This is a genomic window from Bacteroides sp. D2, from assembly GCF_025147085.1.
In the GTDB taxonomy this organism is placed as follows: domain Bacteria; phylum Bacteroidota; class Bacteroidia; order Bacteroidales; family Bacteroidaceae; genus Bacteroides.
Map to the genome: position 1 here is coordinate 436,425 of NZ_CP102261.1, position 13,755 is coordinate 450,179.

7 protein-coding genes are annotated in these 13,755 nt (G+C 40.9%); 1 reads left to right on the forward strand and 6 read right to left on the reverse strand.

The window, feature by feature from the left end; all coding sequences use genetic code 11:
- Positions 1-32: 32 nt before the first annotated feature.
- The 6 genes from NQ505_RS01610 to NQ505_RS01635 all read right to left on the reverse strand — a co-directional run bounded on the left by NQ505_RS01610 (position 33) and on the right by NQ505_RS01635 (position 12,206).
- Entirely contained in the window at positions 33-1,574 is a 1,542-nt protein-coding gene (locus NQ505_RS01610) for a hypothetical protein (protein WP_008997887.1), read from the reverse strand.
- Positions 1,575-1,601: 27 nt separating this feature from the next.
- A complete protein-coding gene (locus NQ505_RS01615; RefSeq protein ID WP_008997888.1) occupies positions 1,602-2,210 on the reverse strand; it encodes a fasciclin domain-containing protein in 609 nt (202 codons plus the stop codon).
- A 13-nt stretch (positions 2,211-2,223) separates the two neighbouring features.
- Positions 2,224-3,684: a RagB/SusD family nutrient uptake outer membrane protein gene (locus tag NQ505_RS01620; protein ID WP_008997889.1), complete on the reverse strand. Its 1,461-nt coding sequence runs from the start codon at positions 3,682-3,684 to the stop codon at positions 2,224-2,226.
- A 13-nt stretch (positions 3,685-3,697) separates the two neighbouring features.
- Positions 3,698-6,835 (reverse strand): SusC/RagA family TonB-linked outer membrane protein, encoded by a 3,138-nt coding sequence (locus tag NQ505_RS01625; protein ID WP_008997890.1) that lies wholly within the window; start codon positions 6,833-6,835, stop codon positions 3,698-3,700.
- A gap of 335 nt (positions 6,836-7,170) precedes the next feature.
- Positions 7,171-11,196 carry a hybrid sensor histidine kinase/response regulator transcription factor gene (locus tag NQ505_RS01630; RefSeq protein ID WP_008997891.1) on the reverse strand — a complete coding sequence of 1,342 codons (4,026 nt, stop codon included), beginning with the start codon at positions 11,194-11,196 and terminating at the stop codon, positions 7,171-7,173.
- A gap of 110 nt (positions 11,197-11,306) precedes the next feature.
- Positions 11,307-12,206 carry an AraC family transcriptional regulator gene (locus tag NQ505_RS01635; RefSeq protein WP_004304986.1) on the reverse strand — a complete coding sequence of 300 codons (900 nt, stop codon included), beginning with the start codon at positions 12,204-12,206 and terminating at the stop codon, positions 11,307-11,309.
- A 261-nt stretch (positions 12,207-12,467) separates the two neighbouring features.
- Between NQ505_RS01635 and NQ505_RS01640 the strand changes: the two genes are divergently transcribed.
- Positions 12,468-13,697: an IS4 family transposase gene (locus NQ505_RS01640; protein WP_008997892.1), complete on the forward strand. Its 1,230-nt coding sequence runs from the start codon at positions 12,468-12,470 to the stop codon at positions 13,695-13,697.
- Positions 13,698-13,755 lie beyond the last annotated feature (58 nt).

Consider the following 13,755-nt stretch of genomic DNA (forward strand, 5'->3'; position numbering starts at 1 on the left):
CCTGTTTCAATACATTGCGAACGGGAGCATCTTTACTTCTTTTGGGGGAATTTGATTTCAACAGTCATTACTCGGGCAGTCGCATTACTAGAAACCAAATCTTTAGGTTCCGTTATATTAATAACTTTCATAACTCCAATTCTTCCTCCACCTGCCGCAGAAGAACCTCCTGTGCGGAAGGCTATAATATTTCCAACAGCAATAGGATCCAGCAGACTTTGAGTTATACTACTTGAAAGAATTTCTGAAGAAATAGAAGTCACAGTTGCATTCTCATAATCGAAGTTGGATAATATAGCAAAACGTGTTAAGTTTTTCACTTTTATAGCCGACAGTTTGCCAGTAGACCCGGAAAACTCACCATCCTTTCCTGTATTATCCATAGAGTATAAGCGAGGAGAACCTGCAGCTCCAAAACAATAGAACTTAAAGTCTATATTCTTCGCATTAGCCTCATTAGCGATTGCATAATCAACAGAATATGTTTTCAAATCATTCAAAGACACCATTCCAAATGCATCCGGATATTTCTCATGTGCATTATTAGCAAGAGGCTGGCTACCTACATTTAGTGTAGCAACATCCATATTAACATACGCTTTCACATAGCCTGTTGCTTCTTTACCTTCTCTTCCATCAGAGACTACTACCTTAAGTTTTGAAGTAGCTTCGGTAAAATCTATTTCCGGAGCATAATTCAAAGTATGCTCTCCACTTCTTGTTTCACGTAAGGCCTCAACTTCCGATCCATTTTCAATACGATAAATTACAACCTCGTGTACTCCACGTACTGACTCAATCTGCATAGATACTCCTTTTTTAGCATCAGTACCTGCAAAAATTGTGGATTCTGTTAAGGTCAAAGAAGGTCCAGGGATAGTTTTATAAGTTACAGGCAACGTTGAAATCGTAATATAACCATAGGTATCTTCCGCTTTTACTTTAAAACCTCTGTCGCCTTCTTTATAATTAATCATTTCGTCAAACGTGTATTCTTTCTCCCCACTCAGATTTATCGTTTCTTTCGCTTCCTGTCCACTAGCTGAAACCAAATACATTTCAACTGTTTTCAAACCAGCCTCCGAAGTTATTTTAAATGTAGTACGAGGAATAGTAGGATTCTCATCCATTTCATCATAGATAATCTCTTCCGGATCAAAAGTGATAACCGGACGTTCTACCACATCAGTCACAGATATGGGCAGTGTTCCTGTGATAGCATGATTCAGTTTATCAGTCGCTTCAATAATAAATGCCTGATAATTTGCATTATATTCTAAGTTTTCCGACAAACTATAAGAGTTCGGATTAAAAAAATCCGTGACAGTCTTATACTCAACAGTACCCTCTACAGTCTGGATTCTCATCGTTACGCTCTGCAATCCAGCCTGGGACTTGATTACAGCTACTACTGGCAGATTGTCGACTTTATTCAAATCAACATCCAATTGTTCCATCGGGAATTTGATAACAGGAGCAGACGCATTAGGATCAATGCCTTCATTGTCGTCGCCGCAAGCTACTAAGTTTAAACAAAGCCCGATTAATAAGATGGTATATAATTTACGAATCATAATAAACTCATTTTAATGTAATACTGATTATTTCTGGTAATAACAATATTTCTCGAAGATATGAATGACACCATTCGTCGGCAAAATATTACTAGTTTTGGCATTACGCTGAGGTGATTTGCCATTACTACCCGTTTCATTCACCAAGATCTTGCCTACGGCAGCCTGCCACGGATTCTTCCAGACAGACATTGTCATCAATCCCTTTTCCCCGGGAAGCATTGTCAAAACAAACATAGCTTCCACCTGCAGTTGACCATAGGAACTGTATTCACCATCTACAATATGGTATAAAAGCATATTTTTCACCGTTTCTTTATCACAGTCCGTAATAGAGGCTATCCCCGGAAAGGCATTTTCACGGTATGATTGCATTGCCGTATTATTCAAAGCCAAATAAGTGTATTTATTTTCGGTTTGAGTATAATAATCCTTCAAACCTGTATACTCTATAGCGGTAGTAAATTCAGAGAACACATCCTGGTGATCCTGAAAATACTCCCAAGCTGTTACATTTACATGAGGATCATCTACTGATGCTTCATAATCATAATTCTTCTGCAATTCCAAGTCACACCCAGCTAGCGCAATAACGCTCAAGCAAAAGAAAAGCGTTCTATATATTGTCTTTTTCATCGTTTCAATCTTTTTAATTGTTACCATAATATGCATTCTGAGTTATCTTCGGATTCTCCAATATGTGAGAATAATGAATCGGGAACAGCTCATTTCCATCCTGACTCATGCCATTAATAGGCTTCATCACTTCTTTCCATTTCCCTGTACGTAACAAGTCGAACCAACGACGGCCTTCACCCACTAACTCTACCTGCCGTTCACGCAGAATATAATTAATGACTTCATCTTCCGATGCAAAACTAAGTGCAGTAGGAGTAACCAATCCGGCACGGTCACGTACTTTCTTCACTAAATCCAGAGCTTCTTCCCATTTTCCTAAACGGGCACGTGCTTCGGCCTGCAATAACAACATATCCGTGTAGCGATAGATAGGATAAGCAACCTCACAAGTCTTATTTAATGAGTTACTAATATCACCAGCCATATATTTACGTAATTCGTTTCCATTCTGATAATCTTTCACAGTATACGCTTTACGCAAATCACCCTGCATATCCGGTTCATTGAAAACACTCATCAACTTATCCGACAAAACGGCAGCACGGTTACCAGAGCCGGAGAACCATTGATACATATAACTATAACCATTGGTTCCCACTTCATCCATATTAAAATGAATCAGGAAAATAAACTCTTTTGTAGAATACTCATCATTTTCCGGAGTATCATCCGATGGCTTGTTATTCAATTCCTCTGTGAACATTGTATGCCAAGTTTGAATAGAGGGTTCAAAATCTACCAGACGCCCTTTGGAAGATTTTATATCAGCCATCTTATCAATGGTCTGATCAGCCAAATTATATTGCTCTGTCCACATATAAACATCAGCCATGATGGCCCAAACGCCACAGATAGAGATACGTTTGCGTTCGTAATTTTTGTTACGGTTAATCAGACTCTCCGCTTTCTTCAGATCCGGAAGAATTACATTATCAATAATATAATTCTTATCTGTACGTTCCTTGTAGATAGCCTCCGAATACTTTTCAGTAGGTTCTATAAACAAAGGTACGTCTCCCCAGACACGGATAGCATAGAAGTAAGCCAAAGCACGCAACGCATACGCTTGTCCAAGGTAATCGTTACGGTCTGCCACATCCGGCATACTGATATTAGGAACATATTTGATGGCCAGATTGGTCTGGTTAATCATCTGATACAAGGTCGTCCATTTCGCACATTTCTCGTCCGTAGACATCAGGTTGTTAATCACACGTGCCTGATCGGCCATCACCGGTGCTCCGGGAGCTACGTTATCCGAACGGAACTCACCCCAATAAAAATAATTCTCGCGTAAAGTGGAACGCAACAGTCCATAAATTTCATTTATACCTGCCTTAGCGTCACGGGCGGTCTGCCACATGTCACCTGCCGGGATTTCACTCACCGGTTCCTCATTCAGAAAGTCTGAACAGCTATTCAATGATAGAGCCAGGCATATAGCTCCAACAAAATATTTTATATTCTTCATACGATATCTTCAATTAAAAGTTTGCAGAAAAACCAATACCATATTCTCTCTTTCTCGGATAGCGGTAAGAGTCTTTACCTACCTGCAGAGGATTACTCGTAGAGAATTCAGGATCAAATCCCGAATAGTTGGTCCATGTCAATGCATTGTTTACAAAAGCGTAGATATTTATATTCTTCAACATCAGCTTCTTTATCCAGTTTTCTGGAAGATCATAGGCTATACGTACGTTCTGCAGACGAATAAAGGAAGCATCTTCCAGATAGAACGAGTTACCCATACGTGCATTGTTATAATCATCATTATACGGACGCGGATAGATAGCCTGGTCGCCCGGATGCAACCACATATTATGAATTACTTCCGGTGAAGGAGTGGTTCCCGTATATTTGAACATGTTACGATTATGTTCAGCGGCATTATAAATCTGTCCCCCCAAAGAATAATAGAATCCCAAATACAGGCTTACGTTTTTCCAGGTCACGGTTGTATTCAAACCACCGGTCACATCAGGCATGGCATTACCAATCACCATACGGTCGTTATCATCAATCACACCATCCCGGGTTCCTTCCGGTTCTTCCCAGTTGTAATCTCCGCCACGGAACGGTTTGCCGTTCGGTAACGTTTTCTGGCGAATATCACCTGCATATTCCTTTCCATTCAATAAATACTTGTATTGGAATACACCATTTTCAAACACCGGAGTCAGTTGCTCCCATTTATCTGTAAAAGCATTCGATTCGTCATAAGCAAAGATACCGGCACTTTTAAATCCATAGAAGTCACCTACGCGACCGCCTTCCTGCATCCACCAGATATCACCTTCCATATATGCCTTACCTTCAGACAGTTTCTCAATGCGGTTGATATTTCTGGAGATATTGAAAGAAGCATTCCACTTCCAGTCCTTTGTACGGATAATATCACCGGTAACGGCAATTTCAAAACCGCGGTTGCTCATCTCACCGACGTTTGTCTTCATATATGCAAAACCGGATTCTTTAGGCAGTTGGTAGTTTGCCAACAAACCGTCTGTATATTTATCGTAGTAATCGGCAGTGATTGTCAAACGGCTATTCCAGAAATTCAAGTCCAAACCAAGGTTGAATTGTTTGGTTTCCTCCCATTTCAGGTTGTCTTTACCGATACGAGTCGGAATAACGCCACCCACTCCGTCATAGATAGAATTCGGAGAATAAGAATAAATATAATCATAGTTTCCGATCGCTTCATTACCGGTAATACCATAACTTACACGTATCTTACCATCTTCCAGGAATTTCTTCGAGAACTTCATGAATTTCTCATCAGAGAAACGCCATCCCACTGACACTGAAGGGAAATTACCCCATTTGTTTTCTTTCGCAAAACGAGAAGAGCCGTCACGACGGATATTCGCTGTAAACAGATATTTTCCCAGATAATCATACGTCACACGTGCAAAGACAGAAGCCATGGAATGATTACTCAAGGTAGATCCCGTAGATGACAAATCCAAATTGGCAGCAAATGCATTCATCGTATAAATAAAGTCGGTAGATGAATTCAAACCTACAAAGGTTTCATTTTCATAACGCCATTGTTGAGCACTGACACCCACCATCGCGCTGAAATTATGTCCTTTGATTTTGCGTGCATAAGTGATGAAATCTTCATTCATCCAGTTCCAGTTCAGATAGTTGTAAGAGTATCCTCTATTTTGTTTCTGCCATTCATCGGTGATAAGACTCGGTTCGAGTTTTTTGCGCTTGTCCAGATAGAAGTTGGCATTGATATTGGCTCTGAACTTGAGGTACTTGTTGAACTTGATTTCAAAGAACTGGAAAAAGTTCGCTTTATAAGAATCTGTAAAGTCAGTCGTATAATTAATCTGTGCAATAGGGTTCTTTTGACCGTTGAACACTCCAACCAAAGAACCATCCGGATAATAAGTATTGAAATAAGGACGGCGAGTCAACACAGCACTTAACAAGGTACCCTCATCCAATCCTTTTTTCTTGGAATAAGTCAAAGAAATACGGCTACCCATGTTCATCCAGTCTGTCGGTGAATAATCGGAGTTGATACGAGTATTTAATCTTTGGAAACCGGTATTGGAAATAATACCCTTCTCGTTATAATAACCGGTATTGATGAAATATTTCAGTTTCTTTGTACCACCACCTACGCTGATATCCACCTGATCTTTCTGCGCAGTACTTGTAATCATGTCCAGATAATCATTGTCTACATTGAAGAATGAGTTCAACGGATCATTCAGAATATCAATACTTTCATCCGGATTACCTCCGCCGTATGTTTCAAAATACTCTTTGCGGTACTGGTCGTACAACAGACGCTCTTTGCGATTTGCCTGTGGCACCTTATGAGACAATGTACCCCATGAGTGATTATACTTGATATCAATACGAGCCTTACCTTCCTGACCGCTCTTGGTTGTGATAATAATCACACCGTTAGCCGAACGGGAACCGTAAATAGCTGCAGAAGCAGCATCTTTCAAAATCTCCATGGAAGTAATATCATTGGTATTGATACCATCGATACTTTCCAAAGGCACACCGTCTACAATATAAAGGGGAGTAACTCCTTCGGCAGAGAAAGTGGAAGTACCGCGAATTTTAATAGAAGAAGATTCACCGGGTTGTCCCGAGCCGGACACTACCTGTACACCGGCGGTAGTACCTTGCAGTGCTTCAAAAACATTAGTAGCCATCTTCTGCTCAATAGCCTCACTTGAGATGGAAGTAATAGCTCCCGTCACATCACGCTTTTTCATCGTACCATAACCCACTACCACTACTTCGTCCAGTAACTTAGAGTTCTCTTCAAGCGTAATATTCGTTGTTTTATCTTTCACTACCACATCTTTAGGGGTATATCCCATGAATGATACAGTCAAAGTAACTCCTTTCTTTGAAACATTCAATGAGAAATTACCATCTAAATCCGTAATTGTTCCATTAGATGTTCCTTTCTCCATCACATTAGCGCCAGGTAAAGGAAATCCTGTTTTATCCACAACAACTCCTTTCACTGCAAACCCGCCTTGAGCATAAGCCGGATGGGCAAGGAAAAAGAGACTCAAGGAAATCAAAAGAAACGACTGCAACAACCGCACTTTTGTCCTACTCTGCAAATTTTTCATAACTAGAATAAAATTAAATTGGTTAATTATCAAGGTTTTACTCACTACTTAATTAATTAGGAGAAATACATTGGCTCTCTCCCGTAAGATGTTATCTTTTATTTATTACATAGATAATCGTCTTTCATAATACTATACAATAATTATTATATTAGAATAAAGATTATACAATACCCGGTCTGCTAAATAAAAGCGTGTGCGGACACACCCAATTAAAGAAAACTCAAGTACAAGCTGGCATGATCCAACGCCACAAAAGTATCGCATTTGAGCATATTTCACCCTATCGAATTGTTCGTTTTATCTAGTCTAAAAATTCAGATGACTTATTTTAATCACTTTACAGAGGGATCGGAAGGGGCATCATGAGATTTCCTATACTGTGTAGGAGCAATATCAAAAAGTTCTTTAAAGCATTTGTTGAAGTATTGAGGATTTCCAAATCCTAACCGGTAAGCAATATCCGAAATGTTCATCTCCGGAGCATTCAGTAGAAAATATGCTGCTTTTTTCAGACGAAGATTCATGATAAAATTATTTGGCGTACTTCCCGTAATACCTTTTATCTTCTGGAATAAGACGGTACGTCCTACTCCCATCTCTCGTGAGAAAGCATCTACACTGAATTCGGGATTTTCCATATTATCTTCCACCACTTGAGTAGCTTGTTCGATAAACTTCTGGTCGAGTTCATTCGTTGCAATCTTCTCCGCCTTGCTATCCAGTTGATGGGCATATTTATTCTGTAAAAGTCTGCGGGTATTAATCAGATTATTGCATTGCATCACCAGCCGCCGCATATTAAATGGCTTCACCACATAAATATCCGCTCCAATTCTCAATCCTTCCAACTCACGTTCGGGAGCACTAAGGGCAGTCAGAAGAACGACAGGTATATGGCAGGTTTCTATATTGTTCTTGATCTTGGCACATAACTCTGTTCCGGGCATTCCGGGCATCATGATATCCGAAATTACCAGATCGGGTTGCATTACCTTTACTTTCTCGTACCCTTCCTTGCCATCACTTGCAGTTTCAACCGTATACAGCGGAGAGAAGATATCTACAAGGATATTTCTGATTTCTTCATTATCATCAATCACCAGTAATTTACAGTCAGTAGTCCCGTTTTCACTTTGGGCTGACTGCACCTCTTTAACCAGCAGTTCTTTATCTTCCGAATAATAAATATATTCCTTATCCTGCTCCGGTTCAATCCGGGCCACAGAAGAGTCAAAGTGAGCATCCCCTTTTTTCAGAGTGACCTTAAAACAAGAACCTTTTCCCAACTGACTTTCTACTGTTATATCCCCCTGATGAGCTTTCACAATACCCTGACTCAAAGCCAGCCCGATACCAGTTCCTCCATACTGTCCTATATTCTCAACCTGATAGAACCGCTCGAATATCTTAACATAGTCTTCCTCGGATATTCCCGCACCATTATCGGAAACGGAAAACATACATTCCTCCGTTCCATCAGCCAATTCCATACGGATAGTTCCACCGTCTGAAGTATATTTAAAAGCATTAGACAGCAAGTTATTAACCACCTTCTGTATTTGCATCCGGTCTCCCCACACGAGGCATTGCTCGCAGTCGGCATGCAAAACAAACGAAATATTCCTGTTAGCAGCCAACTCCTTAAACAATACATAATGCTCTTTGAGCAAAGAATATAAGTCAAATTGAGAAACTTTCAGTTTCAAAAGTCCCTGCTCCTGTTTCCGGAAATCAAGTAACTCCGTAATCAATGATTTCAGGTTACCTGCATTTTTATGTATATTCAACAGTTTCGAATAAGCATAGGTAGACAATTTGCCGGAATTCAGCAACAGATCAACCTGCCCCAGGATAAGAGTGATCGGAGTCCTGATTTCATGCGAGATATTCGTGAAGAAACGAAGTTTGGATTGATTCATCTCTTCAATGTATTGCTTCTCGCGAAGTTCAAAATCCAATGAAGTTTTCAGGAACAGACGGATTCTATATTCTCTCACGATGAAGAATAGAATAGTCAGAATCACGCATACATAAATAGTATAGGCCCACCAAGTAGCATAGAAAGGTGGCGTAATCGTTATATCCAGCGATCTGATTACTTCCGGGAAGTTCTTCAATCTGATCTCAAAGACATAATCACCCGGAGAGATATTTGTATAGGTAATATCATTTCCCAAACGGTTCTCGCTCCATTCATCATTATACCCCATCAACCGATATTCTACCTCACCACCGCCTATATGCAGAAAATTATCTGTTGAGAAACCGATAGAAAATACATTTTGCAAGTAATTCAATTTGATCCGTCCGGTATAGGCAAAGGATTTATTTAAAATACCGGTTTGATCGCCTGTTGTTATCTCTTTGTTGTTGACATACAAATGAGCCAACTCCAGATCGTATATTTTCGGAGGATAATACAGACTACTTTCACGAATGGTTACCAATCCGGTAGCTCCTCCCATATAAATATCATGGTTACGGGATACATGCATGGATTTCCGGTTCACAAGAGTCAGCGGGAATCCGGTTTTAGAATTGAAGTTTATCACTTTCCCCTCTTTCTGTTCCAGCATTGACAATCCATGCCCGGTACCAATCAGCAAATTCCCGGAAGGGGTTTCCCCCAGTACCCTGATATTTTCTCCCGACAACACACTTTCAGGAGTATGTAAACGAAACAAACGTTCTTTCTTATCCAGCAAGAAAAGTCCGTTGCCATGTGTCCCTACCCAAATATTTCCCTTTCGATCTTCATAGATAACATTGACCAACTCTTTTTGAGATCTGACCCGTTTCTTCAGACTTATCCTATAGGTTTCAAACCGCTTTTCATCAATCACATAGGCTACACAACCGTCGTCGGCAGCAAACCATAATCTGTTTTTCGAATCAAGCAATAGGGTGTTATAATTATGTGTAAACAGTTCCTTCTGATGAAACAACACCTCGGATTTCAAGGTCTGTTTATCCAAACTCACAATAGCGGATGTTGTCCCGACATACAATTTACGAGGAGTATCCGCCAAGGCAAACAGGGCTTCTCCTACACTTTCTTCTCCAAGCGGTTCGAGATTATAGATATCATTCCGATAGTTATTAAGATGAAAACAATTCACCTTATTGGTAAAGTCGGCGGCAATCCATAAGCAATTATTAGCCTCATCAAAAACAACATCTTTCAGGTAGTCCGTACTGAAATGATATCCCGTATGCGCATTAAAATGCTTGAACTTTCCCTGTTCCGGTTGATATAAATCTAATCCCCCTCCTTCCGTACAAATCCAGATATTTCCGGCTTTATCTTCTGCCATAGCACCGACCACCGGAAAAGACAATCCGGTGTCCGAAGCATGATAATGCACAAAATGCTGATATTCCGGAGAGAAGAAGTTTACCCCTCCCCAATAAGTCCCCACCCAAACAGTTCCTTGTTTGTCCGTATAGAGAGACGTCACCGAACGATTGGACATAGCACCCACCCGGTTAGGATCAGCCTGATAATGGAATATTTTCCCGGTAGCCACTTCAATCTTACTCAATCCACTTCTGTAGCCTACCCATATATTCCCTTCCAGGTCCTGACATAACGCTCTCGCCATATCGTCCCGAACCGTGTAAACACTCTTATCATTATATTCATAGTGATGTATGATCGTACCTTGAGGTGAAAAACAGAAAACGCCCTGATCCTGCGAACCGATCCAAATATTCTGGTCGTTACTTTTTATCAGTTTCATCACTTTAATTCCGGGCAAGTGAAGTGACATCGATCCGCAAGTATCTACACGCATCACCCCACTCTCTTTCAAAGCAATCCAGAGACTTCCTTCGGAACCTTCCACCATCGTCGGGCCACTATCCGGCAGCTGCAAATCGGCATACATCGGTTTCAAGAGGCGGGTATTCTTATCGTATAAGAACAGTTTTCCTCCTTCCGCAATCCACACTCCCGTCTTTCCTTTGGCAAGAGTGGTGGGAGAAGCCACCGGAAGAATATAATATTTCTCTGTTTCAAGGTCGAACTGGAAAAGTCCGGTAGAGGCCAACAGGAAAAGACTTCCCTGACCGTCTTCCACCATTTGAGTCACATATAAATTACCATAACTGATAGAGTCGTTATGAAAGTGGTTGAAGACTTTGATGTGATTGCCATCGAAACAATTCAGCCCGTCCAGAGTGGCAATCCATATACGCGATTTCTCATCCTGGCAAATATCGCTCACCGTTATTTGCGACAATCCATCTTCCACACCCAATGTTCTGAACTTGTATTCCTGTGACCGGAGTGGAAATACAAATCCAAAAAGAGATAGCAGAATAAAAAAATGGATCTTAGATAGTCTTTGTTCGCGCATATCAAGAATGATGGTTTATAGCACACATTAATCTCGTCACAAAAGTAACAGTTTTTATGATATTCCCAAAATCAGAGCAAAATAACTGATAGATATAGACACCACCCTATTTATTCTTCTCGTCCGAACGAACGATACTCCAGTGGGGTAAGCCCTGTACGCTTCTTGAAAAAAGAGAAAAAATATTCGGTAGACTGGAAACCCAGAAAAAAAGAAATCTCTTTCACGGATTGAGAAGTTCCTACTAACATCTGTTTGGCTTTACGGAGTTTCAATTCCTGGAAATATTTGGCGGGGGCATAACCTGTATACTCCTTGAAAACACGTCGAAACCATGAATAACTGATGTTAAGCCGCATTGCCAACTCTTCCGGATCTACATTACCGGAAACATTTTCATTCATGATGATTTTCGCCTGTTCTATCTTCTGATCCACATCACTCATCTCGAAAACTTTATTCTTGGAGACAGAAAGAATCATACCTATCATGTGGAGCACAATCCCGGAAAGATATTGTTGCGCGGAAATTTTATCCGCTTCAGCCACAGCAAGGGCACGGGAGAACAAGGAAACCAACTCTTCATTAATGCCAATTTCCAATATTTGCTGCTCCTGCGACAAAAAAGCATCATTAACGATGGCATCTATCATTGGCCCCTCAAAGCCGATATAATACTCCGTCCAACCAGTCTGCCGTAACGGGCGGTAAGTATGCCATTGCCCGGGAAACAAGACCATCAGCCGGCCTTTACAAACCTGCTTTTCAGAAGTGGAATCGGATGAAAACAAACCACGCCCTTTGGTGATATAAACCAACTGATATTCGCGAAGCACCCTTCCTTTTTCCGCATTAAAAAAGTAACCAGAGGGATGCTCTTTCAATGGATAAGGTGAATCAGGAGGGATAGACTGATAGCCGACGGTATTTACCCACAGCCCGAATTTACGGTCCATGTCATTTACAATCAGATATTTAAATTCCAATCCCAAACTATTATCCTCGATCATATCAGAGTGTTTTCATGTAATTGAGTTGGACAAAAATAGGAATTATTTTCAGAAAACACACGCAAGGGTATAAAAAAACATCCGGAGCATACTTTCAAGTATCTCCGGATGTTTATATAAAAACAAACTTTATTATGACGAGATTTAGAATTATTGCTGTCCGGTAAAACTTATTTCTGATTAAAAATTAGGGCTGATTCCATTTGCAGGAGTCAGCCCTAAATGGTTACTTTAGCTGTTACGACACAAGTTTAAATAACCATGGGTAAAAGTACACATTTTAGCGGACAGCCGCTCTATTGTCAGGTAATAAAATTGCTTGATAAGTCAAAAGTTCTAAATCACAGTCGTTCGAACGGCGGAGAACGGTATGTGAAGCGTTTTGACGGGTGGACGCATCTGGTTGTGATGCTCTATGCTGTAATCATGCGTTTCGACTCCTTGCGTGAGATAACAGCCTCTTTACAGGCAGAGGCACGCAAATTATGTCACCTGGGTATCTCGGTGATGACATCCCGGAGCACTTTGGCGGATGCCAACAAGAGACGTCCGGAATCCGTGTTTGAGTCCATATACCGGGATTTGTACGCCACTTACCGTAATCACCTTTCTTCGGACAGCCGAAGTCACAAAGAGCCCAAATGGATGAAACGGCTGCAGATCATAGATTCCACCACCATCACCTTATTCTCCAACCTGCTTTTCAAAGGCGTAGGGCGGCATCCCAAGACCGGAAAGAAGAAAGGTGGCATAAAAGTTCACACCGTCATTCATGCTAACGAAGGTGTACCTTCCGACATTAGGTTCACCTCTGCGGCTACCAACGACTCATTCATGCTAAAGCCTTCAACCTTGAACAAAGGTGACATAATGGCTATGGACCGTGCCTATATAGACTACCAGAAGTTTGAGCAAATGACCCAAAGAGGAGTTATTTATGTAACCAAGATGAAGAAGGGATTGAAATACAGTGTCTTGAGTGATACTATGTATCAAACTCCTAAGGGGCTTATGGAGGTACGTATACAGCAGGTGACTTTCACCAAACAGCTTAAGAATGGAGAAACTATCAATCACCAGGCATGTGTAATAACGTATGCCGATGAAGAGAAGCACAAGCTCATATCCCTGCTTACCAACGACAGAGAGTCAGACCCTTCTGAAATAATCGCCATTTACCACAAACGATGGGAAATCGAGCTGCTGTTCAAGCAGATGAAGCAAAACTTCCCACTGAAATACTTTTATGGCGAAAGTGCAAATGCCATTAAGATACAAATATGGGTGACCTTGATCGCCAACCTATTACTAATGGTCATGCAGAAAGGGCTGACTCGATCATGGAGCTTCTCGGGACTGGCAACAATGGTCAGGATAACCTTGATGTACTATGTGGACTTTTACAGCCTATTCAATCATCCCGAAAGAGACTGGGAAAGCATCCTGGAAGCCGCATCCGAGTCACCTCATCAGACATCACTTTTCGATTAAGGGCCTTGCGTTAGCCTAAAAAGAAACTCGACCACTGAAAATCAGTAGCCGAGCTATG

Coding starts and splice junctions, on each gene's coding strand:
- NQ505_RS01610 (WP_008997887.1), bottom strand. CDS start 1,574: ATGATTCGTAAATTATATACCATCTTATTAATCGGGCTTTGTTTAAAC.
- NQ505_RS01615 (WP_008997888.1), bottom strand. CDS start 2,210: ATGAAAAAGACAATATATAGAACGCTTTTCTTTTGCTTGAGCGTTATT.
- NQ505_RS01620 (WP_008997889.1), bottom strand. CDS start 3,684: ATGAAGAATATAAAATATTTTGTTGGAGCTATATGCCTGGCTCTATCA.
- NQ505_RS01625 (WP_008997890.1), bottom strand. CDS start 6,835: ATGAAAAATTTGCAGAGTAGGACAAAAGTGCGGTTGTTGCAGTCGTTT.
- NQ505_RS01630 (WP_008997891.1), bottom strand. CDS start 11,196: ATGCGCGAACAAAGACTATCTAAGATCCATTTTTTTATTCTGCTATCT.
- NQ505_RS01635 (WP_004304986.1), bottom strand. CDS start 12,206: ATGATCGAGGATAATAGTTTGGGATTGGAATTTAAATATCTGATTGTA.
- NQ505_RS01640 (WP_008997892.1), top strand. CDS start 12,468: ATGGGTAAAAGTACACATTTTAGCGGACAGCCGCTCTATTGTCAGGTA.